This is a genomic window from Enterobacter cloacae complex sp. FDA-CDC-AR_0132 (genome assembly GCF_003010695.1).
Taxonomy (GTDB): domain Bacteria; phylum Pseudomonadota; class Gammaproteobacteria; order Enterobacterales; family Enterobacteriaceae; genus Enterobacter; species Enterobacter ludwigii.
Genome location: NZ_CP027618.1, coordinates 390,280 through 417,211, shown reverse-complemented (window position 1 = coordinate 417,211; position 26,932 = coordinate 390,280). Strand labels below are relative to the sequence as shown.

Sequence of the window (26,932 nt, the reverse complement as noted above, 5' to 3'; positions counted from 1 at the left end):
GCGCACTCGGGGTGCGTCTCGAGCTTAAAGCTAGCAGGCTAAAGGCGAGGTAATCCAGCTATCTTCTTGTTTTAAAAACAAATGACGTAAAAGGTAACATGTGACGTTTGCGACTGTGATCGGCATAGCAGTGCCTGAGTAAAGGCGTCGTCGCTCTGCGAGGTGCTTTCCAGATTCTAAAATTAGACTTTTTGTATTAATGAAACTTGCGGATAATACTTATCCGGAAGACGACCAACAGGCTCCATGGGCCAGGGACAAAGGATGACACCGTTTCGCTTAGCCGCGATTTCTCTCGCGCTGCTTACCACATTTTCGCTTGTCGGCTGTGATAACAGCGACGATAACTCTCAGGTTGCGGCTCCCGCAGCATCCACAGCAACGACACCGAAAGCACCGGAAAAGCCGGACGCTGAAAAGCTGGCAACGCTGGCGGCACAGAGTCAGGGCAAAGCGCTCACCCTGCTGGATACCTCAGAGGTGCAGCTTGATGGCGCGGCCACGCTGGTGCTGACCTTCTCTGTTCCGCTCAATCCCGATCAGGATTTCGCCAAAACAGTGCATGTGGTGGATAAAAAAAGCGGCAAGGTTGACGGGGCGTGGGAACTCGCACCTAACCTGAAAGAGCTACGCCTGCGCCATCTGGAGCCCAACCGCAATCTGGTTGTCACCGTTGAACGTGATCTGCAGGCGCTGAACAAAGCGACATTTGGTATCGATTACGAAAAAGCCCTGACTACCCGGGATGTTGAACCGACGGTCGGTTTTGCCAGCCGTGGCTCGCTGCTGCCGGGCAAGGTGGTGGAAGGTCTGCCGGTAATGGCGCTCAACGTCAACAATGTTGACGTGAATTTCTACCGCGTGAAGCCTGAATCCCTGGCCTCCTTTGTCAGCCAGTGGGAGTACCGTAACTCCCTGACTAACTGGGAGTCCGATAATCTGCTCAAAATGGCGGACCTGGTGTATACCGGCCGGTTTGACCTCAATCCGGCACGCAACACCCGTGAAAAACTGCTGTTGCCGCTGCGGGATATTAAGCCGCTCCAGCAGTCAGGCGTGTACATCGCGGTCATGAATCAGGCCGGGCACTATAACTACAGCAATGCCGCGACGCTCTTTACCTTAAGTGATATTGGGTTGTCCGCTCACCGTTATCATAACCGTCTGGATATTTTCACCCAGAGCCTGGAAGATGGCGCGGCGCAATCCGGCGTTACCGTCACCCTGTTGAATGATAAAGGGCAGACGCTTGCCGAAGCGAACAGCGATGCTGACGGCCACGCAAAACTTGAGACTGACAAAGAAGCCGCGCTGATTCTGGCCAGTAAAGACGGGCAGACCACGCTGCTTGACCTCAAGCTTCCGGCCCTCGATCTGGCGGAGTTTGATATCGCAGGTAGCCCAGGCTACAGCAAGCAATTCTTTATGTTTGGCCCGCGCGATCTCTATCGCCCTGGCGAAACGGTGATCCTCAATGGTTTGCTGCGCGACAGCGACGGTAAACCGCTTCCTGCCCAGCCGGTTAAACTCGACGTACTGCGCCCGGACGGACAGGTGGCGCGCACGGTTGTCGTCCAGCCTGAGAACGGCCTCTATCGCTTCAATTATTCCCTGGACGGCGGGGCGCAGACCGGTATGTGGCATATCCGCGCCAATACCGGCGATAACCAACAGCGCCTGTGGGATTTCCACGTTGAAGATTTTATGCCGGAGCGTATGGCGCTTAATCTGACGGGACAAAAAGCGCCGGTTTCCACCGAGGATAACGTCGACTTTAACATTGCGGGTTATTACCTGTATGGCGCACCTGCCAACGGAAATTCCCTGCAAGGCCAGCTTTTCCTGCGACCGCTGCGCGAAGCTGTTGCTGCACTGCCGGGCTTCCAGTTCGGTGATATCGCCGAAGAGAACCTGAGCCGCAGCCTGGATGAAGTTCAGCTAACCCTTGATGAACAGGGGCGCGGACAGGTCTCGACCGAAAGCCAGTGGAAAGAGGCGCATTCACCGCTGCAGCTGATCCTGCAGGCCAGCCTTCTGGAATCGGGCGGTCGCCCGGTGACGCGCCGTGCTGAGCAGGCCATCTGGCCGGCGGCCGAGTTGCCGGGTATTCGTCCTCAGTTTGCCAGTAAGGCCGTTTATGACTACCGCACTGACACTACCGTCAACCAGCCGATCGTGGATGAAAACGGCAATGCCAGCTTTGATATCGTCTATGCCGATGCTAGCGGGGCAAAAAAGGCGGTTTCCGGGTTACAGGTTCGCCTGATCCGTGAGCGCCGTGACTACTACTGGAACTGGTCAGAGAGCGATGGCTGGCAGTCACAGTTTGATCAGAAAGACCTGGTGGAGGGCGAGCAGGAGCTGACCCTCAAGGCCGATGAAACCGGTAAAGTGACCTTCCCGGTGGAGTGGGGCTCGTACCGTCTGGAGGTCAAAGCGCCGGACGACATGGTCAGCAGCGTGCGCTTCTGGGCCGGCTACAGCTGGCAGGATAATAGCGACGGCACCGGTGCCGCTCGCCCTGACCGTGTGACCATTAAACTGGACAAGCCTTCCTATCAGCCGGGAGATACCATCCAGCTGCATATCGCTGCTCCGGCGGCGGGTAAAGGCTATGCGATGATCGAGTCCAGCGAAGGGCCGCTGTGGTGGAAAGAGATCGACGTACCGGCCAACGGGCTCGATCTCTCAATCCCGGTGGATAAGGCCTGGAAACGTCACGATCTCTATCTCAGCACGCTGGTGGTACGCCCTGGCGATAAATCCAAATCAGCGACGCCGAAACGTGCCGTCGGGTTACTGCATCTGCCGATGGGCGATGAGAATCGCCGCCTGAATGTCGCGCTGGAAAATCCGCAGAAAATGCGGCCAAACCAGACGCTGTCCGTGAAGGTGAAGGCCAGCGTCAAAGACGGCGCCGTTCCGCAGAAAGTGAATGTGCTGATCTCGGCAGTGGACAGCGGCGTGTTGAACATCACCGATTACGTTACCCCGGATCCGTGGGAAGCGTTCTTCGGTCAGAAGCGCTACGGCGCGGATATCTACGATATTTACGGTCAGGTCATTGAAGGGCAGGGCCGCATGGCTGCACTGCGCTTTGGTGGTGACGGCGATGAGCTTAAGCGCGGCGGTAAACCACCGGTGAACCACGTGACTATCATTGCCCAGCAGGCGCAGCCGATCGAGCTCGATGCTAACGGTGAAGGGACCGTGACGCTGCCCATTGGAGACTTCAATGGCGAGCTGCGTCTGATGGCGCAGGCCTGGACGGAAGATGATTTCGGCAGCAGCGAAGGTAAAGTGATTGTCGCCGCCCCAATCATTACCGAACTGAACACGCCGCGCTTCCTGGCAAGTGGCGATACCTCACGCCTGACGCTGGATGTGACCAACCTGACGGACCAGCCGCAAACGCTGAACGTTGCCTTTACCGCTACCGGCAAGCTGTCGCTTGAGGGCGCACAGCCGCAGCCCGTGAAGTTACCGCCGGGCGCGCGCAGCACCCTGTTTATCCCGGTACGTGCGCTGGATGGCTACGGTGATGGTGAAGTGACCGCTCAGGTGACCGGCCTGCAGCTGCCGGGCGAGACTTTCGCTGCACAACAGAAGAGCTGGAAAATCGGCGTTCGTCCGGCATTCCCGGCGCAGACCGTTAATACCGGTGCCATGCTGAATCCTGGTGAGTCGTGGAGTGCACCGGCGCAGCACCTTAATGGCTTCTCTCCAGCCACGCTACAGGGACAATTGCTGCTGAGCGGGAAACCGCCTCTGAATCTGGCGCGCTATATTCGTGAGCTGCAGGCATACCCGTATGGCTGTCTGGAGCAAACCACCAGTGGTCTGTTCCCGTCGCTCTACACCAACGCGGCGCAGTTGACCGCGCTTGGCATCAAAGGGGATACGGATGACAAGCGCCGTGCGGCCATTGATATCGGAATCTCCCGTCTGCTGCAGATGCAGCGTGATGACGGAGGTTTCGCGCTTTGGGATAAAAACGGTCCGGAGGAGTACTGGCTCACCGCCTATGTCACTGACTTCCTGGTTCGTGCAGGCGAGCAGGGCTACAGCGTGCCTGCTGAGGCGGTTAACAACGCCAACAGCCGCTTGCTGCGTTACCTGCAGGACCCGGGCATGATGTCCATCCGCTACAGCGATGATACCCAGGCCAGTAAATTTGCGGTGCAGGCCTATGCCGCGCTGGTGCTGGCTCGTCAGCAAAAAGCCCCGCTTGGTGCGTTGCGTGAAATCTGGGAACGTCACGGACAGGCCGCTTCCGGGCTGCCGCTGATGCAGCTGGGGATGGCGCTTAAATTGATGGGCGACGCACCGCGCAGCCAGCAGGCGCTGGGTCTGGCCATCAAAACGCCGCGTAACGACAGCAAAAACTGGATGGCCGATTATGGCAGTGCGCTTCGTGATAATGCGCTGATGCTCTCTCTGCTTGAGGAGTACAAGCTTCTGCCGGATGCGCAAAATACGCTGCTGAACGCCTTGTCGGAACAAGCTTTCAGCCAGCGCTGGCTCTCGACCCAGGAGAGTAACGCCCTGTTCCTGGCCGGACGCTCGCTGCAAACTTTGTCCGGTGCATGGCAGGCGCAAACGTCTCTGGCGGATACCGCATCAGGCGGTGATAAAGCCCTGGTACAGAACGTGAACGGCGACCAGCTTGGCGCGCTGCAGGTGACCAATACCGGTAGCACACCGCTGTGGGTACGCCTTGATAGCACCGGTTATCCGGCATCTGCACCTCAGCCATCGTCTAACGTGCTGCAGATTGAACGCCATATTCTGGCAACCGACGGCAGCACAAAGTCGCTCACGTCACTGAAGAGCGGCGAGCTGGTGCTGGTATGGCTTGAAGTGAAGGCCAGCCAGAACGTGCCGGATGCGCTGGTTGTCGATCTCCTCCCGGCGGGACTGGAACTGGAAAACCAGAACCTGGCGAGCAGCAGCGCCAGCCTGCAGGACAGCGGCAGCGAAGTGCAGAACCTGCTCAGTCAGATGCAGCAGGCGGATATTCAGCATATGGAATTCCGCGACGATCGCTTTGTGGCGGCGGTGCCGGTTAACGAAGGGCAGCCGGTCACGCTGGTTTATCTGGCGCGCGCCGTGACGCCGGGAACTTATGAGGTGCCGGTCCCGATGGTGGAGTCTATGTATGTTCCGCAGTGGCGGGCAACAGGTGCGGCCAGTGGCCCGCTGATTGTTGTACCGTAATATGCGGCTTGTACGTCTGATACGCTCCCGCTGGCTGTGGCTGGCGGGAGCGCTTCTCGTTTTATGGGGGCTTATCCTGGCCGCTGATCGCCTGTGGCCGTTGCCTCTGAAAGAGGTCAACCCCGCACGGGTGGTGGTGGACGAAAAGGGCACGCCGCTCTGGCGTTTTGCCGACAGCGAAGGGATCTGGCGCTATCCGGTCACTCTCGAAGAGGTTTCTCCCCGCTATCTTGAAGCCTTGATCCAGTATGAAGATCGCTGGTTCTGGGACCATCCAGGCGTGAATCCGTTCTCTGTGCTGCGCGCCGCCTGGCAGGATCTTACCTCCGGGAGGGTTGTCTCAGGCGGTAGCACGCTCACCATGCAGGTGGCGCGCCTGCTGGATCCGCATCCGCGCACTTTTGGTGGCAAAATTCGTCAGCTCTGGCGAGCCATGCAGCTTGAGTGGCATCTCTCTAAGCGCGACATCCTCACGCTTTATCTTAACCGCGCCCCGTTTGGCGGTACGCTGCAGGGGATTGGTGCGGCAAGCTGGACCTACCTCGGCAAACCACCTTCGCAGCTCAGCTATTCCGAAGCGGCGCTGCTCGCCGTATTGCCGCAGGCACCAAGCCGGTTACGTCCTGACCGCTGGCCGGAACGTGCAGAAGCGGCACGCAACAAAGTGCTCGACCGGATGGTGACGCAGGGCGTCTGGCCGGCAAGCCAGGTTAAGGAGTCTCATGAAGAAGCGGTATGGCTGGCGCCCCGGCAAATGCCGCAGCTGGCACCGCTCTTTTCGCGCATGATGCTGAGCAAAAGTCGCGATACTAAAATTGTGACTACCCTGGATGCGTCCCTGCAGCGGCAGCTTGAAGAACTGGCGATGAACTGGAAATCTCGTCTGCCGGCTCGCAGTTCGCTGGCAATGATCGTCGTCGATCACACGGATATGAAAGTGCGTGGCTGGGTGGGATCGGTCGACATTAACGATGACACCCGGTTTAGCCATGTGGATATGGTGAATGCGATCCGATCGCCGGGATCGGTGCTCAAGCCCTTTATCTACGGTATGGCGCTGGACGACGGTTTGATCCACCCGGCATCGCTGCTCCAGGATGTTCCAAGAAAAACGGGGGATTATCGCCCGGGTAATTTCGACAGTGGGTTTCATGGGCCGGTGAGTATGAGTGAAGCGCTGGTACGTTCCCTTAATCTGCCCGCCGTGCAGGTGCTCGAGGCATACGGACCAAAACGTTTTGCTGCGATGTTGAGTAATGCAGGTTTGCCGCTGATTTTACCTGCTGGCGCACAGCCGAATTTATCGCTGATCCTGGGCGGGGCAGGGGCGCGGCTGGCCGATATCACCGCGGCCTACAGCGCGTTCGCCCGACACGGTAAAGCGGGCCGGCTGCGATTACAGCCAGGCGATCCCTTGTCAGAGCGGCCGTTGTTATCCCAGGGCTCGGCGTGGATCATTCGCCGTATTCTGGCCAATGAGGCGCAGCCGCTGCCGGACAATACGTTGCCACAGGTGGTACCTCTGGCATGGAAAACGGGAACCAGCTATGGCTACCGTGATGCATGGGCGGTAGGGCTGAATGCCCGTTACGTTATTGGGATCTGGACCGGACGACCGGACGGCACGCCTGTGGCGGGTCAGTTTGGGTTTGCGAGCGCGGTACCTCTGCTTAACCAGGTAAATAATGTTCTGCAGTCTGGTTCAACGCTCGATCAGGCGCGTCTGCCACGCGACCCGCGTCCTGACGGTGTGGGACGCGGCGTCATCTGTTGGCCGGGCGGCCAGTCGCTGCCGGAAGGGAGCGAAAATTGCCGTCGTCGTCTGGCGACCTGGCTGCTGGACGGCAGCGAGCCGCCGACATTGCTCTTACCGGAACAGGAAGGTATTCGCGGGATCCGTTTCCCGGTCTGGCTGGATAAAGAGGGCAAACGCGTGGCGGCAGACTGCCCGGATGCGACCGAGAAAGTTCTGGATGTCTGGCCGCTGCCGCTGGAACCCTGGCTGCCTGCAGCCGAGCGGCGCTCAGCACGGATCCCTTCGCCATCGGCTACCTGTCCGCCCTTGTCGCAGGACTCACCTGCACCGCTGATGTTGACTGGCGTGCGTGAAGGCGCGGTTATCAAGCGTCTGCCGGGGGAATCCCGCGTCTCGTTACCGCTACAGGCCACCGGCAATAGCGGTGAACGCTGGTGGTTTTTGAATGGCGAACCGCTGGCGGTGAAGAGCCGGGTTTACACCTTGCAGCTTGATAAATCAGGCGATTATCAGGTGCTGGTGATGGATGAAGCGGGGCAGGTGGCGACGGTGAATTTCACGCTGCAGTAGCGTTAAACGTCTCTTCTGCTGTGAGCTGTTGCTAATCTTCGTCTCATTTTAAAAAAATGTTACCTGAATCCATAGGCAATGGCGCTATTGCTCATTATAATCCGCGCCACACCATACTCAGGTATGAAAAACAACAGAACATTTACAGAGGTTATCATGGCTATTGAACGTACTTTTTCCATCATCAAACCAAACGCGGTGGCAAAAAACGTTATTGGCAGCATCTTTGCTCGCTTTGAATCAGCAGGGTTCAAAATCGTTGGCACCAAAATGCTGCACCTGACCGTTGAGCAGGCTCGCGGTTTCTACGCTGAGCACGAAGGTCGTCCATTCTTCGACGGTCTGGTTGAGTTCATGACTTCTGGCCCGATCGTTGTATCCGTACTGGAAGGCGAAAACGCAGTACAGCGTCACCGTGACCTGCTGGGTGCGACCAACCCGGATAACGCACTGGCTGGTACCCTGCGCGCTGACTATGCAGACAGCTTCACCGAGAACGGCACCCACGGTTCCGATTCTGTTGAATCTGCCGCTCGTGAAATCGCGTTCTTCTTCGCTGAAGGCGAAGTGTGTCCACGTACCCGTTAATTTAACGGTTTCGTTTACACATTATTTTCGTAAATGCCGAGTGCAGACGTGGCATCCCTGCGCCAGACTTTGTACAATGCAACGCCCCGGACGAGCAGACTGCTTTCCGGGGCGTTTCTTTTCAACCCTCCATGGGCCATAACGTGTAACAACGAGGCCGGAAAAAATTATGTCTGAATTAGTGAATACCTCCGAAGTCGCCATTCCTGCGGTTCCAAATAAAAATGGAAAAATTAACCTGCTGGATCTGAACCGTCAGCAGATGCGCGAGTTCTTTAAAGAGATGGGCGAGAAGCCGTTTCGTGCCGATCAGGTCATGAAATGGATGTACCACTATTGCAGCGACAACTTTGATGACATGACTGACATCAACAAAGTGCTGCGCAATAAGCTCAAAGAAGTGGCTGAAATCCGTGCACCAGAAGTGGTGGAGGAGCAGCGCTCTGCCGATGGCACCATCAAATGGGCGATTGCCGTTGGCGATCAGCGCGTTGAAACCGTCTACATCCCGGAAGAAGACCGCGCCACGCTGTGCGTCTCCTCTCAGGTAGGCTGTGCGCTGGAGTGCAAGTTCTGCTCAACCGCTCAACAGGGATTCAACCGTAACCTGCGCGTGTCTGAAATTATCGGCCAGGTGTGGCGTGCGGCGAAAATCGTCGGTGCGGCGAAAGTGACCGGGACCCGTCCAATCACCAACGTAGTGATGATGGGCATGGGCGAGCCACTGCTGAACCTGACCAACGTCGTTCCGGCGATGGAAATCATGCTGGATGACTTCGGCTTTGGTCTGTCCAAGCGTCGCGTAACGCTGTCGACGTCAGGCGTAGTGCCTGCACTGGACAAGCTGGGCGACATGATTGACGTTGCGCTGGCGATCTCCCTGCATGCACCGAACGACGAAATCCGTGACGAAATTGTACCCATCAACAAAAAGTACAATATCGAAACTTTCCTCGCCGCCGTGCGTCGCTACCTGGAGAAATCCAACGCGAACCAGGGCCGCGTGACGATCGAGTATGTCATGCTCGATCACGTAAACGACGGTACCGAGCATGCGCATCAGCTGGCTGAACTGCTGAAAGATACGCCGTGCAAAATCAACCTGATTCCATGGAACCCGTTCCCGGGTGCGCCTTATGGCCGTAGCTCGAACAGCCGTATCGACCGTTTCTCCAAGGTGCTGATGGAGTATGGTTTCACCACTATCGTGCGTAAAACCCGTGGTGATGATATCGATGCTGCATGCGGACAGCTGGCAGGTGATGTGATTGACCGTACCAAACGTACCCTGCGTAAACGTATGCAGGGCGAGACGATTGCGGTCAAAGCTGTTTGATTCTTATGCACTCACGGCGCATTATTTGCGCCGTGAAGCATAATCTTACTGAATAATCAGTCAGATTCGTGATGACTGATCAATAATTACGGTGCGTTTCATCCGACTTTCGGGCAGTATGTAACGACGTAACAACAGTTTATCCTGACGGGCAGGGCTGTGCTGTCATCTCCGGGCTGACAGACTTATACTGTCTGTTCAAGGTTAACTGATCAGAACTTTCGCGGTGCGGGTGGCATTGTGACTTACCGGCACCTGAACCCTTTTTTTTCACGTACCAGTAGTTGTAGCGAATGAATACTGAAGCCACTCACGACCAACATGAAGCACTCTCCACTGGCGTTCGTCTTCGCAACGCCCGTGAACAACTCGGACTCAGCCAGCAAGCCGTTGCAGAACGCTTATGTCTGAAGGTTTCCACGGTTCGCGATATTGAAGAAGATAAGGCTCCGGCCGATCTGGCTTCAACATTTCTGCGTGGTTACATCCGCTCTTATGCAAAACTGGTGCATATCCCTGAAGAAGAATTACTGCCAATGATGGAGAAGCAGGCACCGGTCCGCGCAGCAAAAGTTGCGCCGATGCAGACCTTCTCCCTGGGAAAACGTCGTAAAAAACGTGATGGCTGGCTGATGAGCTTTACCTGGCTGGTGCTGTTTGTGGTGATCGGCCTGACGGGCGCATGGTGGTGGCAAAACCACAAGGCGCAGCAGGAAGAGATCACCACCATGGCCGATCAATCCTCCGCCGAGCTCAATCAGTCCGGAAATGACAACGCTCAGAGCGTGCCGCTGAATACCGAAGGTGCTGCCACCTCCAGCGAGCCGCAGACTGCCGCGACCGATGCGCCTGCAACCGATGCCGGGCAGGCACCCGCCGCAACGGCTAATACCCCTGCGCCTCAGGCTCAGGATCCAAACGCGGTGGTTGCCCCTTCTCAGGCAAACGTGGATACCGCGACCAACGCGCCAGCGGCCACTCAGCCTGCGGACAACGGTGCTGCGTCACTGCCAACCAATCCGGCCGGAACGGCTGCGCCGGCGGCGGACCCAAATGCGCTGGTGATGAACTTCTCAGCTGACTGCTGGCTGGAAGTGACCGATGCAACAGGTAAAAAACTGTTCAGCGGTCTGCAGCGTAAAGATGGCACGTTAAACCTAACCGGCCAGGCACCGTATAAACTTAAAATCGGCGCTCCGGCAGCAGTACAGATCCAGTATCAAGGAAAACCTGTCGACCTGAGCCGCTTTATCAGAACTAACCAGGTTGCGCGTCTTACCGTTAATGCCGAACAATCAGCAGCACAGTAACAGACGGGCAACGCGGGAGATTTTTCATGCATAACCAGGCTCCGATTCAACGTAGAAAATCGAAACGGATTTACGTTGGTAATGTGCCAATCGGCGATGGGGCTCCTATCGCCGTCCAGTCGATGACCAACACGCGCACCACAGACGTGGAAGCGACGGTCAATCAGATCAAAGCGTTAGAGCGTGTAGGCGCGGACATTGTTCGCGTCTCCGTGCCGACAATGGATGCCGCTGAGGCGTTCAAACTGATCAAACAGCAGGTCAGCGTTCCGCTGGTTGCTGATATCCACTTCGATTACCGCATTGCGCTGAAAGTTGCTGAATATGGCGTCGACTGCCTGCGTATTAACCCGGGCAACATCGGTAACGAAGAGCGTATCCGCATGGTGGTGGATTGCGCCCGCGATAAAAATATTCCTATCCGTATCGGCGTTAACGCCGGTTCCCTGGAAAAAGATCTGCAGGAAAAATACGGTGAGCCAACGCCGCAGGCGCTGCTTGAATCCGCGATGCGTCACGTTGATCATCTTGATCGTCTGAACTTCGATCAGTTCAAAGTCAGCGTAAAAGCCTCAGATGTGTTCCTGGCAGTAGAGTCTTATCGCCTGCTGGCAAAACAGATCGATCAGCCTTTGCACCTCGGGATTACGGAAGCCGGTGGCCTTCGTAGCGGTTCCGTTAAATCGGCGATCGGTCTGGGGCTGCTGCTCTCGGAAGGGATCGGTGACACCCTGCGCGTTTCGCTGGCGGCCGATCCGGTAGAAGAGATCAAAGTCGGTTTCGATATCCTCAAATCACTGCGTATCCGCGCACGTGGGATCAACTTCATTGCCTGTCCAACCTGTTCACGTCAGGAATTTGACGTGATTGGCACGGTGAATGCGCTTGAGCAACGTCTGGAAGATATCATCACCCCGATGGACGTCTCCATCATCGGGTGCGTGGTGAACGGTCCGGGTGAAGCCCTGGTGTCAACGCTCGGCGTCACCGGCGGTAACAAGAAAAGTGGTCTCTATGAAGATGGCGTGCGTAAAGATCGTCTGGATAATAGTGATATGATCGACCAGCTTGAAGCCCGCATCCGTGCCAAAGCAACAATGATGGATGAAGCGCAGCGCATCAGCATTCAGCAGGTTGAAAAATAACGTGATGGGAAGCGTGGCGCTTCCCATGTATGATTGAACCCATTCTTTGGGTTCTTTTTTGTATATAGAAAGAGAATAAACGTGGCAAAAAACATTCAAGCCATCCGCGGCATGAACGATTATCTGCCTGGCGAAACCGCCATCTGGCAGCGCATTGAAGGCACACTCAAACAGGTGCTCGGCAGCTACGGTTACAGCGAAATCCGTTTGCCGATTGTAGAGCAGACCCCGTTATTCAAACGCGCGATCGGCGAAGTGACCGACGTGGTTGAAAAAGAGATGTACACCTTTGAGGACCGCAACGGCGACAGCCTGACACTGCGTCCGGAAGGTACGGCGGGCTGCGTACGCGCCGGCATCGAACATGGTCTCCTGTACAATCAGGAGCAGCGCCTGTGGTATATCGGCCCGATGTTCCGCCACGAACGTCCACAGAAAGGTCGTTATCGCCAGTTCAACCAACTGGGTGTGGAAGTCTTTGGCCTGCAGGGCCCGGACATTGACGCCGAACTGATTATGTTGACTGCCCGCTGGTGGCGTGCGCTCGGCATTGCTGAGCATGTCTCACTGGAACTGAACTCCATCGGTTCTCTGGAAGCACGTGCGAACTACCGTGACGCACTGGTTGCGTTCCTGGAGCAGCACAAAGAGAAGCTGGACGAAGACTGCAAACGTCGTATGTACAGCAACCCACTGCGTGTGCTGGATTCCAAAAATCCTGACGTACAGGCGCTGTTGAACGATGCACCTGCATTGGGCGACTACCTGGACGAAGCGTCACGTGAGCACTTTGCGGGTCTGTGCAAACTGCTGGAAGCCGCGGGCATTGCTTATACCGTGAACCAGCGTCTGGTGCGCGGTCTGGACTACTACAACCGCACCGTGTTCGAGTGGGTGACATCCAGCCTCGGTTCCCAGGGCACCGTGTGTGCCGGCGGTCGTTATGACGGTCTGGTTGAGCAGCTTGGTGGTCGTCCAGCCCCTGGCGTTGGCTTCGCCATGGGCCTTGAGCGACTTGTTTTGCTGGTTCAGGCAGTTAATCCGGAATTTAAAGCAGATTCCGTTGTCGATATATACCTGGTAGCCTCAGGCGCGGAAACGCAGCCTGCGGCAATGCAGCTTGCGGAACGTGTGCGTGATGCACTGCCGGACGTGAAGCTGATGACCAACCATGGCGGCGGCAACTTCAAAAAACAGTTTGCTCGTGCCGATAAATGGGGCGCAAGTATTGCACTGGTGCTGGGCGAGTCCGAAGTGGCTAACGGCGAAGTGGTTGTGAAAGACCTGCGCTCTGGTGAGCAGACAACGGTAACGCAGGACGGCGTTGCGGCGCACTTGCGCACTCTATTGGGCTAAGGAGAAGGACTGCGTGGAAATTTACGAGAACGAACACGATCAGGTCGACGCGATTAAACGCTTCTTTGTCGAAAACGGCAAGGCGCTGGTTGTTGGGGTTATTTTAGGTGTCGGTGCGCTGGTAGGCTGGCGTTACTGGAACAGTCATCAGGCGGACTCCGCGCGTGACGCGTCGCTGTCGTATGAAAATACCGTTAGCGCAATCCGTGCCGATCAGCCGCAAACGCTGACGGCGGCAGAGAAATTTGCCGCTGACAACAAAAACACCTACGGTGCGCTGGCCGCACTGGAAGTGGCGCAGCAGTACGTTGATAAGAACGAGCTGGATAAAGCCGCTAGCCTGCTGTCACAAGGGCTAACCGCCGCCAGTGATGAAAATCTGAAAGCGGTAATCAATCTGCGCCTGGCTCGTATTCAGGTTCAGCAGAAAAAAGCTGACGATGCGCTGAAAACGCTCGATACCATCAAAGGCGAAGGTTTTGCTGCCATTGTTGCCGATCTGCGCGGTGAAGCACTGCTGAGCAAAGGTGACAAAGCGGGCGCGCGTAAAGCGTGGCAAGCTGGCGTAGAGAGCAAAGCTTCACCTGCGCTGAGCGAAATGATGCAGATGAAAATAAATAATTTGTCCGTCTGAGAGGGACCCGATGCAATTGCGTAAATTACTTCTGCCAGGACTGCTTTCTGTTACGTTATTGAGTGGCTGTTCACTGTTCAGTGGCGAAGAAGACGTTGTGAAAATGTCCCCACTGCCGACTGTTGAAAACCAGTTTACCCCGTCCACCGCGTGGAGCACCTCCGTGGGCGATGGTATTGGTGATTTTTATTCCAACCTGCACCCGGCTTTTGCCGACAGCGTTATCTATGCGGCTGACCGCAAAGGTACCGTGAAGGCGGTTAACGCCGATGACGGGAAAGAAGTGTGGTCGGTTAACCTGGCGGAAAAAGATGGCTGGTTCTCTCGTAAACCGGCACTGCTTTCTGGCGGTCTGACCGTTGCCGGTGGGCATGTGTACGTGGGTAGCGAAAAAGCCCAGGTCTATGCTCTCAACACCAGCGATGGTTCTGTTGCATGGCAAACCTCCGTGGCCGGTGAGTCTCTGTCTCGTCCGGTCGTGAGCGACGGCATGGTACTGATCCACACCAGCAACGGCCAGCTGCAGGCGCTGAACGAAGCCGATGGTCTGGTGAAATGGACCGTGAACCTGGATATGCCTTCCTTGTCCCTGCGCGGTGAATCTGCGCCGGCTACCGCCTTTGGTGCTGCCATTGTTGGCGGTGACAACGGTCGTGTAAGCGCGGTATTGATGCAGCAAGGCCAGATGATCTGGCAGCAGCGTATTTCTCAGGCGACAGGCTCAACGGAAATCGATCGTCTGAGCGATGTCGACACGACCCCGGTTATCGTAGACGGTGTGGTTTACGCACTGGCCTATAACGGTAACCTGACCGCGCTGGATCTGCGCAGCGGCCAGGTCATGTGGAAACGTGAACTGGGCTCGGTAAATGATTTCGTGGTTGATGGCAACCGTATCTATATGGTCGATCAGAACGACCGTCTGCTGGCGCTCAGCACCGAAGGTGGTGTTACGCTGTGGACGCAAAGCGATCTGCTGCACCGTCTGCTGACCGCACCAGCACTGTATAACGGTAGCCTGGTGGTGGGTGATAGCGAAGGGTATATGCACTGGATTGACCCGGACAACGGTCGTTTTGTTGCTCAGCAAAAAGTCGACAGCTCAGGTTTCCTGACGGAACCGGTCGTGGCTGACGGCAAACTGTTGATTCAGGCAAAAGACGGCACGCTGTACGCGATCACGCGTTAATTACCCAGCGGTTGTAGTATACTAAACGGCTCCTGTTCACTCAGGAGCCGTTTTGACATTTTTAAAAACGCCGCAAATGCGACGTTTATTTGAATTTTATGAGGCTTCAAACATGGTACCTGTGGTCGCGCTTGTCGGGCGCCCTAACGTTGGAAAATCCACTCTTTTTAACCGTTTAACACGCACCCGTGATGCGCTGGTTGCGGATTTCCCGGGGCTGACGCGTGACCGTAAGTACGGTCGTGCAGAAGTAGAAGGACGCGAGTTCATCTGTATTGATACCGGTGGTATTGACGGGACAGAAGATGGTGTTGAAACCCGCATGGCGGAACAGTCGCTGCTGGCGATTGAAGAAGCTGACGTGGTTCTGTTTATGGTGGACGCTCGCGCAGGCCTGATGCCGGCGGACTCCGCTATTGCGAAACATCTGCGCTCGCGTGAAAAACCCACTTTCCTGGTGGCGAACAAAACTGACGGTATTGATGCAGACCAGGCGGTTGCGGATTTCTGGTCCTTAGGTCTGGGCGAAATCTACCCGATCGCGGCATCTCATGGTCGTGGCGTGACCAGCCTGCTGGAAACCGTTTTGCTGCCGTGGGTTGATGAAGTTAACCCGCCGGAAGAGATCGATGAAGACGCCGAATATTGGGCGCAGTTCGAAGACGGCGAAGCGGGCGAGGAAGAGCCTGAAGACGACTTCAACCCGCAGGATCTGCCGATCAAACTGGCTATCGTGGGCCGTCCAAACGTAGGTAAGTCTACACTTACTAACCGTATCCTCGGCGAAGAGCGTGTGGTCGTTTACGACATGCCGGGCACCACGCGCGACAGTATTTATATCCCGATGCAGCGCGATGAGCGTGAGTATGTACTCATTGATACTGCAGGCGTACGTAAGCGCGGGAAAATCACCGATGTGGTGGAAAAATTCTCCGTTATCAAAACCCTGCAGGCGATTGAAGATGCCAACGTGGTCATGCTGGTCATCGATGCGCGTGAAGGTATCTCCGATCAGGACCTTTCTCTGCTCGGCTTCATTCTGAATAGTGGGCGCTCACTCGTTATCGTGGTCAACAAATGGGACGGCCTGAGTAATGAGCTGAGAGAGCAGGTGAAAGAGACGCTCGACTTCCGTCTGGGCTTTATCGACTTTGCTCGCGTGCACTTTATCTCTGCGTTACACGGCAGCGGTGTAGGTAATCTGTTTGAGTCCGTGCGTGAAGCGTACGACAGCTCCACCCGTCGTCAGAGCACCGCCATGCTGACCCGTATCATGAACATGGCAGCAGAAGACCATCAGCCGCCGCTGGTGCGTGGTCGTCGCGTGAAGCTGAAATATGCTCACGCCGGTGGTTATAACCCACCGATCGTGGTGATTCACGGCAACCAGGTTAAAGACCTGCCGGATTCCTACAAGCGCTATCTGATGAACTACTTCCGTAAATCACTGGACGTCATGGGCACGCCAATCCGCATCCAGTTCAAGGAAGGGGAGAACCCGTTCGCCAACAAGCGCAATACCCTGACGCCAAACCAGATGCGTAAGCGTAAGCGTTTGATTAAGCACATTAAGAAAAGCAAATAAGCTTTGCCGTTCTTTCTGAAGCCCGCGTTGATCGCGGGCTTTTTTTCGCCCGCTCATACCGCCAGTCCTCTCTGTGTGATGTCAATCACTATTCACTTTTAACCAAGTTTAAATCTAAGAAAGTAGACAATCATCGAATTTTCATCTTAAAGTCCAGGGTCCGGTACTAGACAAAACTAGCGACTGGTTATCAAATGGTTAACTAACTTTTCGCCGCATGTAAAAAATCGGTCAGATACGTAACTGGCCGGCGTACATGCTGGTGTTTACAAGCACGACACATACCTTCCTGGGAGAATTATGCAATCCTCTGTTAATCAAAAAGAAAGCCGAACGTTCTTCGGCCACCCTTATCCGCTCGGTTCGCTGTTCTTTACCGAGATGTGGGAACGTTTCTCGTTTTACGGCATTCGCCCATTACTGATCCTGTTTATGGCCGCCACCGTGTATGACGGCGGGATGGGGCTGGCACGTGAAAACGCGTCGGCAATTGTGGGCATCTTTGCCGGCACCATGTACCTGGCCGCACTGCCGGGTGGCTGGCTGGCGGATAACTGGCTCGGCCAGCAGAAAGCCGTCTGGTACGGATCCATCCTGATTGCGCTCGGCCACCTGTCGATTGCGCTCTCGGCCATCATGGGCGATAACCTGTTCTTTATCGGCCTGATGTTCATCGTGCTCGGTTCTGGTCTGTTTAAGACCTGTATCTCGGTCATGGTGGGGACGCTGTATAAAAAAGGCGATGCGCGTCGTGACGGCGGTTTCTCGCTGTTCTACATGGGCATCAACATGGGCTCGTTTATCGCGCCGCTGATTTCTGGCTGGCTGATTAAATCTCACGGCTGGCACTGGGGCTTCGGCATTGGTGGCATCGGGATGCTGGTTGCCCTGATCATCTTCCGCGTGTTTGCCGTTCCGGCAATGAAACGCTATGACAGCGAAGTGGGGCTGGACTCGACCTGGAACAGCCCGGTGGTGAAAAGAAACGGCGTGGGCGCATGGTTGCTGGCGCTGGCCGTTGGGGTGGCTGTTATCGTTACGCTGATCGCGCAGGGTGTGATTGTGATTAACCCGGTTGCGGTAGCCAGCGTGCTGGTTTACGTGATTGCGGCGTCCGTTGCCTTCTACTTTATCTACCTGTTCCTTTTTGCGGGCCTGAATCGTAAAGAGCGTGCCAGACTTCTGGTCTGTTTTATTCTGCTGGTCTCCGCCGCGTTCTTCTGGTCCGCCTTCGAGCAGAAGCCAACGTCATTCAACCTCTTTGCCAACGACTACACTAACCGCATGATCGGTGATTTCGAAATCCCGGCAGTATGGTTCCAGTCGATTAACGCCCTGTTCATCATCCTGCTGGCACCGGTATTCAGCTGGGCCTGGCCGAAACTTGCCAGCATGAACATTCGTCCGAGCAGTATCACCAAGTTTGTTATTGGTATTTTGTGTGCCGCCGCAGGCTTTGGTCTGATGATGCTGGCTGCGCAGAACGTACTGAATAACGGTGGCGCGGGCGTGTCGCCATTCTGGCTGGTGGGCAGCATTCTGATGCTGACGCTGGGGGAACTGTGCCTGAGCCCGATTGGTCTGGCGACCATGACGCTGCTGGCACCGGAAAGAATGCGTGGGCAGATGATGGGCCTGTGGTTCTGCGCAAGTGCGCTGGGCAACCTGGCGGCAGGTCTGATTGGCGGTCACGTGAAGGCCGACCAGCTGGATATGCTGCCGGATCTCTTCGCACGTTGCTCCATCGCGCTGCTGATTTGTGCCGCGGTGCTGATCGTCCTCATTGTTCCGGTACGTCGCATGCTGGAAAATGCGCAGACTAAACCGGCCGCTAACGCCTGATAACGCCTCGCTCGTCAATACCGGGGCAGGCGTTTGCCCCGGTAATTTACTCGACGAGGTAGAATATGCTGTTAGGGTTTGTTGGTCTTGGCGCGGTGGTGGAAACCGCGTACTTACCCGCACTACACAATCTGTATGGCGATTCACTGCACTGCCTGGGGTTTGATGTTCAGCCTGGCAGACACCCTGAAGGCGTGACGCGCTGCGCCTCTCTCACCGAACTTCTCTCGCATCCTCTTGATACCCTGTTTATTACCACGGCTTCTCTGCAGCATCTTGAGGTGCTGGAGCACGCCCTGGCGTCTCCTGCGGCGCGGATCGTGGTTGAAAAACCCATCGTCGCCACGCTCGCGCAGCTCGAAAAACTGAACAGGCTGCTGGCGTTGCCCGGTGCGGCGTCCCGTGTGCTCGCACTTGACCACTGGATGGCGCGCCTCGCAACGGTTCAGCTTGGGCTGATCGGGACTTTTGCAGATATCGCCAGAATTGACGGTTTTTTGCAGGAACCGAGCGGGTTTAACGCAAAAGGAGAACCTGTCGCGCTTAACTTCGCCACGGGTGAAGTGGACACCCGCACGCTTCGCCATCCTGACGGCGTTATCCTGGACATCGGCACGCATGTGCTGGCGATGCTGCGTGAAACGGTGCGTTATCTGGGGGGCGGGGATGATATGACGCTGCAGGTGGTGGCCGCTACTGACCGGCTTGGGCGTGAGATCAAACAGGGCGATCTCACCACGGCAGAGGGCAGCGTTCATCTTCGCGGGCAGCTTAGTGGCATTCCGGTGGAGATTTGGCTCAACAAATATGCGGGACCGTCAGGCGGGCAAAAAGGGTTACGGCTGTATCTGCATGACGGGCGCGTCATAAGCCACGATCGTCACGGAGCAGAAGATGTGCTCGTGCTGACGGACGGCGATCGGGTTCAGCGCTGGCATATTCCAGGCACGATTTATATGCACTGCCTGGCAGAGCGCATTCTGGGGCAGAAAAGTCTGTTCGAATGTGACCCGGAAGAAGTGAGCCGGACGACACGCCGTCGAATGGCGGAAGTAGAACTGCTGCTGACCTTACAGCAACAGCTGCGTGGCCCGCACTGAGTGCTGCGTGTTAATATCAACGTATTACAGAATGCCCAGCAAAGGAGTCATCATGTCGATTACCTGCCCGGATTGCCACGCAGAGCTTGAAGTGCAAAATGGCGTCGCCCACTGTGAGCACTGCGATAAGGATATCGCGCTCGAAGCCCGCTGCCCGGAGTGTCATCAGCCACTCCAGGTCTTAAAAGCCTGCGGTGCGGTGGATTACTTCTGCCAGAACGGCCACGGCCTGATTTCGAAAAAGCGCGTGGAGTTTGTCCCGGCTGAAGCTTAATCACACACGCAGCCTTCGCCTTTCTGCCACAGCTCGACCAGCGACTCAGGGGCTTCCTGCTCAGGCACCAGCACAATCATATCGGTGTACTGGGCCTGATTGTGCTGAGTCCAGATTATCTGGATACGAAAATAACGCTGATCGCCACTCCCCGGCGAGGAGGGTTCACCCGGCGGCTGGCCGCGTGGAATTGCCTGCTCCAGGATGCTTACCACGCGCTGACGCTGGGCCTCATTGAGTGACGAAAGCGTAATGGTGCGTTGGCCGCTTAGCTTAGGGATAAAAGCGACGCCGCCTTCCCGGGCCAGCTCAACGACGGCGTCGTCTGTGAGTTCCGGAACCTGCATTTACAGCACTCCCACCTGTTCCCAGGCTTGTTTTATCGCAGCCGCCACGTCGCCACCGGACCGTTTCTCGCCGTGGGCAACCGTCAGTTTTGCGAAGGCCTCAAAATCGGCATCTTGCGCCAGGTGACGGTCGCAAACTGTGTCGTACCAGGCATATCCCGCTTTTTCCCAGGCATGACCCCCAATCGCCTTCGCGGCCAGATAAAACGCCCGGTTGGGAATACCTGAATTCAGGTGTACGCCGCCGTTGTCTTCGCGCGTTTTGATAAAGTCTTTCATGTGCCCAGGCTGCGGGTCTTTACCGAGCAGAGGATCGTCATAGGCGGTGCCGGGCGCTGACATGGAGCGCAGCCCTTTGCCGTTAATACCGTCTGCCAGCAGCCCCTCACCAATCAGCCAGTCGGCTTCATCGGCGGTCTGTTTGAGGTGGTACTGTTTGACCAGCGAGCCAAACACATCTGACAATGATTCATTCAGCGCGCCAGACTGCTCAAAATAGATAAGCCCGGCTTCGGTCTCGGTGACACCGTGGCTTAGCTCGTGGGCCACGACGTCAATGGCAATGGTAAAGCGGTTAAATATTTCGCCGTCGCCATCACCAAAGACCATCTGCTGACCATTCCAGAAGGCGTTCTGATATTCCCGGCCATAGTGCACGGTACCGGTCAGGATGAGGCCTTTATTATCAAGCGAATCGCGCTGATACATTTTCCAGAAGAAATCATGGGTGACCCCCAAATAATTGTAGGCTTCATCAACCGCCACATCGCCATTTGACGGCTGGCCCTCATAACGCACCTGAGTACCCGGCAGCTCCTGCGTCTGTCTGGCATCGTAAATATCACGCTCCAGTTGACCGGCTTTATTGACGTGCGGCGCGGCGGGTTTGCCCGGCATATGCGCCATGAGCGTTTGCACATGCGTTAACGTCTGACGGGCGCAGCGCTGCTGCGGCTCAGAACCACTTTCGATAATGCGACGAAGAATATAGGGGGGAATGACGCTGTGAAGATAAGACATGCTGCTCTCCTTAGTTCGGGCAAGGCCAGATAAAAGGGAATAGCAGCAGTATAGTTTGTAACCGACGAAGAATTATCCGGTTTTTCGCTGGCGCGTTTTTTTCACCGGTTTAATCTCTTTCACTTCGCTCTCCACCCAGCCGTCTGACAGACGGGTGGTGAGAACATCTCCGGCTTTCACCTGCTTCGTTTGCTTCAGCACTTTACCGTCGGTGGCGGTCGTTACGCTATAGCCTCGTGCCAGCGTCGAGAGCGGGCTGACCGCCTCGAGGTGGGTGACCGCGTTGCCAAAGCGTTCACGTGTGGTGCTAAGACGTGCGCGGATAGTGTCTGCCAGTCGATACTCAAGCTGTTGGATACGCGTTTGCGCGCGATAAATCTTCGGCTGTGGGTTCTGCTGGTTCAGGCGCTGAGTAATACGCTGCTGGCGCGAGACCGCGCGCTTGAGCTGAATATCCAGCGCGACGTTCATTCGCTGACGCAGACGCTCCAGCACGGTTTGCTGACGGGCCAGCCGCAATTGCGGGTGCTGCTGTTGCAGGCGATGATGAAGCTGGGTAAACCGGCGCGTCCGATTGGCCAGGAAATAGTCCATCGCCATTTCCAGACGCTGCTGACCATTCTGCAGCTGACGCAACAGCTCCAGCTGATTGCGGCTCACCACTTCCGCGGCTGCGGAGGGCGTTGGCGCGCGTAAATCCGCCACAAAATCAGCTATCGTTACGTCCGTTTCGTGGCCGACGGCGCTGACGACTGGGATCTGGCTTGCGAAAATGGCCCGTGCCACACGTTCGTCGTTAAAGCTCCACAGGTCTTCCAGCGAACCGCCGCCACGCCCGACAATCAGCACGTCGCACTCCTGACGTGCGTTTGCAAGTTCAATGGCGCGGACAATCTGACCCGGTGCGTCATCACCCTGAACAGCGGTCGGGTAGATGATAACGGGCAGGGACGGGTCGCGGCGTTTGAGGACATGAAGAATATCGTGCAGTGCCGCCCCGGTTTTTGACGTAATCACCCCAACGCAGTGGGCAGGTGAGGGGAGCGGTTTTTTGAACTGCTGATCGAACAGACCCTCTTGCGAGAGTTTGTCTTTTAGCTGCTCGTACTTCTGCTGCAACACACCTTCGCCCGCAGGCTGCATACTTTCGACGATGATTTGATAATCGCCGCGCGGCTCATACAGGGTGATATTGGCGCGAACCAGAACCTGCTGACCATGCTGAGGGCGAAACGTCACGCGGCGGTTGCTGTTGCGGAACATTGCACAGCGCACCTGAGCGGTGTCGTCTTTTAATGTGAAGTACCAGTGACCAGATGAAGGCTGCGTGAAGTTAGAAATTTCACCGCTGATCCAGACCTGCCCCATTTCCTGCTCAAGCAGCAAACGAACCGTCTGATTAAGGCGGCTGACAGTAAAAATTGAGGGGGATTGAGTGGATAACATGTGAGCGGGATCAAATTCTAAATCAGCAAGTTATTCAGTCGATAGTAACCTGCTGAGAGGGGAGTGCAAGGTTTTTTTATAAAAAAGTGTGGATGCAATCGGTTACGCTCTGTATAATGCCACGGCAATATTTAACCACCCACCAGGTCAGAGATATTGCCCATGCTACGTATCGCTAAAGAAGCACTGACGTTTGACGACGTCCTCCTCGTTCCCGCTCATTCCACCGTTCTGCCGAATACTGCCGATCTCAGCACGCAGTTGACGAAAACGATTCGCCTGAACATTCCTATGCTCTCTGCGGCAATGGACACCGTGACTGAAGCGCGCCTGGCTATCGCCCTGGCACAGGAAGGTGGCATCGGCTTTATTCATAAAAACATGTCTATCGAGCGTCAGGCTGAAGAAGTTCGCCGCGTGAAGAAACATGAATCCGGCATCGTGTCTGACCCACAGACCGTTCTGCCAACCACCACCCTGCACGAAGTGAAAGCCCTGACCGAACGTAACGGTTTCGCCGGTTACCCGGTTGTCACCGAAGATAACGAACTGGTGGGCATCATCACCGGCCGTGACGTGCGTTTCGTGACTGACCTGAACCAGCCTGTCAGCGTATACATGACCCCGAAAGAGCGTCTGGTAACCGTCCGTGAAGGCGAAACCCGTGACGTCGTGCTGGCTAAAATGCACGAGAAGCGCGTTGAGAAAGCACTGGTTGTGGACGCGAACTTCCACCTGCTGGGCATGATCACCGTTAAAGATTTCCAGAAAGCAGAACGTAAACCTAACGCCTGTAAAGACGAGCATGGCCGTCTGCGCGTAGGTGCTGCCGTTGGCGCGGGTGCAGGTAACGAAGAGCGTGTTGACGCGCTGGTAGCTGCGGGTGTTGACGTACTGCTGATTGACTCCTCTCACGGCCACTCCGAAGGCGTTCTGCAACGTATTCGTGAAACCCGTGCGAAATACCCAGACCTGCAGATCATCGGCGGTAACGTTGCAACGGGTGCAGGCGCTCGCGCACTGGCTGAAGCAGGCTGCAGCGCGGTGAAAGTCGGTATCGGTCCTGGCTCTATTTGTACCACCCGTATCGTGACTGGCGTAGGCGTTCCGCAGATCACCGCGGTATCCGACGCGGTTGAAGCGCTGGAAGGCACCGGTATTCCGGTTATCGCTGACGGCGGTATCCGCTTCTCTGGCGACATCGCGAAAGCGATCGCTGCAGGTGCTGCAGCCGTCATGGTTGGCTCCATGCTGGCCGGTACTGAAGAATCTCCGGGCGAAATCGAACTCTACCAGGGCCGTTCTTACAAATCATACCGTGGTATGGGCTCCCTGGGCGCGATGTCCAAAGGCTCTTCCGACCGTTACTTCCAGAGCGATAACGCCGCTGACAAACTGGTACCGGAAGGTATCGAAGGCCGCGTTGCCTATAAAGGCCGCCTGAAAGAGATCATTCACCAGCAGATGGGCGGCCTGCGCTCCTGTATGGGTCTGACCGGCTGTGGTACCATCGACCTGCTGCGTACTAAAGCGGAATTCGTACGCATCAGCGGTGCGGGTATCCAGGAGAGCCACGTTCACGACGTGACGATCACCAAAGAGTCCCCGAACTACCGTCTGGGCTCCTGATAAATTTCCGCGCCCGGCTCATGCCGGGCGCTCTGTATTTGTTTCACTTGCCTCGGAATTAGCGTCAATGACGGAAAACATTCATAAACATCGCATTCTCATCCTGGACTTTGGTTCTCAGTACACTCAACTGGTTGCACGTCGCGTGCGTGAACTGGGCGTTTACTGTGAACTGTGGGCATGGGATGTCACGGAAGCACAGATTCGCGAATTCAATCCAAGCGGCATCATCCTGTCCGGCGGCCCGGAAAGCACCACCGAAGAGAACAGCCCACGCGCACCGCAGTACGTGTTTGAAGCGGGCGTGCCGGTATTCGGCGTTTGCTACGGTATGCAGACCATGGCCATGCAGCTGGGCGGCCACGTAGAAGGGTCTAACGAGCGTGAGTTTGGCTACGCGCAGGTTGAAGTCGTCACCGACAGCGCGCTGGTTCGCGGTATCGAAGACTCCCTGACCGCAGACGGCAAACCGCTGCTGGACGTGTGGATGAGCCACGGCGACAAAGTCACCGCCATCCCGTCTGACTTTGTGACCGTTGCCAGCACCGATAACTGCCCGTTTGCGATTATGGCGAACGAAGAAAAACGCTTCTACGGTGTGCAGTTCCACCCGGAAGTGACCCACACCCGTCAGGGTATGCGCATGCTGGAACGCTTCGTGCGTGATATTTGCCAGTGTGAAGCACTGTGGACGCCAGCAAAAATCATCGACGACGCCGTTGAGCGTATCCGCCAGCAGGTTGGCAATGACAAAGTGATCCTCGGCCTGTCCGGCGGTGTTGACTCCTCTGTCACCGCGATGCTGCTGCACCGCGCAATCGGCAAAAACCTGACCTGTGTATTCGTGGACAACGGTCTGCTGCGTCTGAACGAAGCGCAGCAGGTTATGGATATGTTCGGCGACCACTTCGGTCTGAACATCATTCACGTGGAAGGCGAGAAGCGCTTCCTCGACGCGCTGGCCGGCGAGAACGATCCGGAAGCGAAACGTAAAATCATCGGTCGCGTCTTCGTTGAAGTGTTCGACGAAGAAGCGCTGAAGCTGGAAGACGTTAAATGGCTGGCGCAGGGCACCATCTACCCTGACGTGATTGAATCTGCGGCTTCCGCAACCGGTAAAGCACACGTCATCAAATCTCACCACAACGTGGGCGGCCTGCCGAAAGAGATGAAGATGAGCCTGGTTGAACCGCTGCGTGAGCTGTTCAAAGATGAAGTACGTAAGATCGGCCTGGAACTGGGTCTGCCATACGACATGCTCTACCGTCACCCGTTCCCGGGTCCAGGTCTGGGCGTGCGTGTGCTGGGCGAAGTGAAGAAAGAGTACTGCGACCTGCTGCGTCGCGCGGACGCTATCTTCATTGAAGAGCTGCACAAAGCTGACCTGTACAACAAAGTGAGCCAGGCGTTCACCGTGTTCCTGCCGGTGCGCTCTGTCGGCGTGATGGGCGATGGCCGTAAGTACGACTGGGTTGTTTCCCTGCGTGCGGTGGAAACCATCGACTTCATGACCGCGCACTGGGCGCACCTGCCGTACGACTTCCTGGGCCGCGTCTCTAACCGCATTATCAACGAAGTGAACGGTATCTCCCGCGTGGTGTATGACATCAGCGGTAAGCCACCGGCTACAATTGAGTGGGAATGATTTTCCCCTGATATCACCCCAAACCCTCTGCTTGCGCAGGGGGTTTTTTTATTCTCCGTTACTTCCCACTGCCCAGCCGATATGCCAGCGCTACCACCAGCGACTGCACGAGGCACAGCGTCGCCGACTGCGAGCGAAACGCATCTACCTGCGCCTCTTTCACCACAAAACAGAGATCGCTGAAGGTGGCCAGCGGGCTTATCTGGCTGTCGGTGATCACAATCTGCCGCGCGCCGACGCTGGCGGCGGTTTCGCTGACCATCACCGTCTCTTCCGCATACGGCGAGAAGCTGATCGATACCACGATGTCCTGCGCCTTGATGCGGTTGATCTGCTCACGCAGCATCCCCCCCATTCCGTCGAGCAGAATAGGGCGGCACTCCAGGTGGCTCAGGGCGTAGGTCAGATAGGCGGCGACGCTAAACGAGCGGCGTAACCCGGCGATATAGATTGTGTCGGCGTCGGCCAGCAGTTGTACGGCGCGTTCCAGCATCTCCGGCTCGGCGCGGGCGGCCAGCTGCTGGAGGGCCTGCGCATTTGAACGGGCGAACTCCTGCAGAATATCGAGCGGGGTTTCCGGCACGGCCTGACTTTCCATTTCGCGAAACAGCCGGGCGCGGTCACTGTAGCTGGCGGTCTCTTCCACCAGGTTCATGCGAAACAGCTGTTTCATCTCGTTGAAGCCGGTGAAGTCAAAAGCATTGGCAAAACGGATCAGCGTTGACGGCGGCACATCGGCACGCTCGGCAATGACGGCGACCGTATCAAAGGCCACGCTGTTGGTATTATCCAGCACATAGCGGGAGACCTGCTGCAGCCTCTTGCTCAGGCTATCGTAGCGATCGCGGATTTGCTGCTGCAGCTCATTCAGGCTGGTTGCTGTGGTCATTTTACCCCCTATGCATAGTTTTATGATTCTAAACGCAAAACCGCGTCTTTTAAA

Annotated in this window: 19 protein-coding genes; 15 read left to right on the top strand and 4 right to left on the bottom strand. The window is 56.3% G+C overall.

The features are described from left to right. The first annotated feature begins 264 nt into the window (after positions 1 to 264). The 13 genes from AM379_RS01925 to AM379_RS01865 all read left to right on the top strand — a co-directional run bounded on the left by AM379_RS01925 (position 265) and on the right by AM379_RS01865 (position 19,902). Positions 265 to 5,217, top strand: a complete 4,953-nt coding sequence (locus AM379_RS01925) for an alpha-2-macroglobulin family protein (protein ID WP_106503405.1) — start codon at positions 265 to 267, stop codon at positions 5,215 to 5,217. Between the two features lies 1 nt (position 5,218). Then, on the top strand, positions 5,219 to 7,543 hold the full coding sequence (gene pbpC / locus AM379_RS01920) for a peptidoglycan glycosyltransferase PbpC (RefSeq protein ID WP_106503404.1): 2,325 nt from the start codon (positions 5,219 to 5,221) through the stop codon (positions 7,541 to 7,543). Between the two features lie 156 nt (positions 7,544 to 7,699). Continuing rightward, the gene (ndk, locus tag AM379_RS01915) at positions 7,700 to 8,131 is read left to right on the top strand and encodes a nucleoside-diphosphate kinase (protein ID WP_003860625.1); all 432 of its coding nucleotides are present in this window, start codon (positions 7,700 to 7,702) and stop codon (positions 8,129 to 8,131) included. Between the two features lie 169 nt (positions 8,132 to 8,300). Next, positions 8,301 to 9,467 carry a bifunctional tRNA (adenosine(37)-C2)-methyltransferase TrmG/ribosomal RNA large subunit methyltransferase RlmN gene (locus tag AM379_RS01910; protein WP_014171168.1) on the top strand — a complete coding sequence of 389 codons (1,167 nt, stop codon included), beginning with the start codon at positions 8,301 to 8,303 and terminating at the stop codon, positions 9,465 to 9,467. Positions 9,468 to 9,760: 293 nt separating this feature from the next. Next, positions 9,761 to 10,777 carry a cytoskeleton protein RodZ gene (gene rodZ, locus AM379_RS01905; protein ID WP_014171167.1) on the top strand — a complete coding sequence of 339 codons (1,017 nt, stop codon included), beginning with the start codon at positions 9,761 to 9,763 and terminating at the stop codon, positions 10,775 to 10,777. Between the two features lie 26 nt (positions 10,778 to 10,803). After that, positions 10,804 to 11,922 (top strand): flavodoxin-dependent (E)-4-hydroxy-3-methylbut-2-enyl-diphosphate synthase, encoded by a 1,119-nt coding sequence (gene ispG, locus AM379_RS01900; protein ID WP_014171166.1) that lies wholly within the window; start codon positions 10,804 to 10,806, stop codon positions 11,920 to 11,922. Positions 11,923 to 12,003: 81 nt separating this feature from the next. Then, a complete protein-coding gene (hisS, locus tag AM379_RS01895; protein WP_020883031.1) occupies positions 12,004 to 13,278 on the top strand; it encodes a histidine--tRNA ligase in 1,275 nt (424 codons plus the stop codon). 13 nt (positions 13,279 to 13,291) lie between these two features. After that, positions 13,292 to 13,912, top strand: a complete 621-nt coding sequence (locus AM379_RS01890) for a YfgM family protein (protein ID WP_020883032.1) — start codon at positions 13,292 to 13,294, stop codon at positions 13,910 to 13,912. A 10-nt stretch (positions 13,913 to 13,922) separates the two neighbouring features. Continuing rightward, complete coding sequence (bamB, locus tag AM379_RS01885; RefSeq protein ID WP_014171163.1) at positions 13,923 to 15,101, top strand: outer membrane protein assembly factor BamB; 1,179 nt, start codon at positions 13,923 to 13,925, stop codon at positions 15,099 to 15,101. Between the two features lie 112 nt (positions 15,102 to 15,213). Continuing rightward, positions 15,214 to 16,686 carry a ribosome biogenesis GTPase Der gene (gene der / locus AM379_RS01880; protein WP_106503403.1) on the top strand — a complete coding sequence of 491 codons (1,473 nt, stop codon included), beginning with the start codon at positions 15,214 to 15,216 and terminating at the stop codon, positions 16,684 to 16,686. A 300-nt stretch (positions 16,687 to 16,986) separates the two neighbouring features. Continuing rightward, complete coding sequence (locus AM379_RS01875) at positions 16,987 to 18,528, top strand: peptide MFS transporter (RefSeq protein WP_068794869.1); 1,542 nt, start codon at positions 16,987 to 16,989, stop codon at positions 18,526 to 18,528. 65 nt (positions 18,529 to 18,593) lie between these two features. Continuing rightward, positions 18,594 to 19,628 (top strand): Gfo/Idh/MocA family oxidoreductase, encoded by a 1,035-nt coding sequence (locus AM379_RS01870; protein WP_106503402.1) that lies wholly within the window; start codon positions 18,594 to 18,596, stop codon positions 19,626 to 19,628. Between the two features lie 52 nt (positions 19,629 to 19,680). Further along, complete coding sequence (locus AM379_RS01865) at positions 19,681 to 19,902, top strand: zinc ribbon domain-containing protein (RefSeq protein WP_025203470.1); 222 nt, start codon at positions 19,681 to 19,683, stop codon at positions 19,900 to 19,902. On the opposite strand, the gene AM379_RS01860 is transcribed toward AM379_RS01865, so the two are convergent. From AM379_RS01860 to xseA, 3 genes are all read right to left on the bottom strand, one after another. After that, complete coding sequence (locus AM379_RS01860) at positions 19,899 to 20,249, bottom strand: protealysin inhibitor emfourin (protein WP_068794867.1); 351 nt, start codon at positions 20,247 to 20,249, stop codon at positions 19,899 to 19,901. The two genes, AM379_RS01865 and AM379_RS01860, sit on opposite strands and share 4 nt — an antisense overlap. Then, entirely contained in the window at positions 20,250 to 21,269 is a 1,020-nt protein-coding gene (locus AM379_RS01855; protein ID WP_014171157.1) for a M4 family metallopeptidase, read from the bottom strand. A gap of 72 nt (positions 21,270 to 21,341) precedes the next feature. Continuing rightward, the gene (gene xseA / locus AM379_RS01850) at positions 21,342 to 22,715 is read right to left on the bottom strand and encodes an exodeoxyribonuclease VII large subunit (RefSeq protein ID WP_014171156.1); all 1,374 of its coding nucleotides are present in this window, start codon (positions 22,713 to 22,715) and stop codon (positions 21,342 to 21,344) included. Positions 22,716 to 22,877: 162 nt separating this feature from the next. Here xseA and guaB point away from each other — a divergent pair, with 162 nt between their 5' ends. Together guaB and guaA are read left to right on the top strand one after the other, a co-directional pair. Then, positions 22,878 to 24,344, top strand: a complete 1,467-nt coding sequence (guaB, locus tag AM379_RS01845) for an IMP dehydrogenase (protein ID WP_020883040.1) — start codon at positions 22,878 to 22,880, stop codon at positions 24,342 to 24,344. A gap of 67 nt (positions 24,345 to 24,411) precedes the next feature. After that, complete coding sequence (gene guaA / locus AM379_RS01840; protein WP_068794866.1) at positions 24,412 to 25,989, top strand: glutamine-hydrolyzing GMP synthase; 1,578 nt, start codon at positions 24,412 to 24,414, stop codon at positions 25,987 to 25,989. Between the two features lie 58 nt (positions 25,990 to 26,047). Here guaA and AM379_RS01835 read toward each other — a convergent pair whose 3' ends face one another. Continuing rightward, a complete protein-coding gene (locus AM379_RS01835) occupies positions 26,048 to 26,878 on the bottom strand; it encodes a MurR/RpiR family transcriptional regulator (RefSeq protein WP_020883041.1) in 831 nt (276 codons plus the stop codon). Between the last annotated feature and the right edge of the window lie 54 nt (positions 26,879 to 26,932).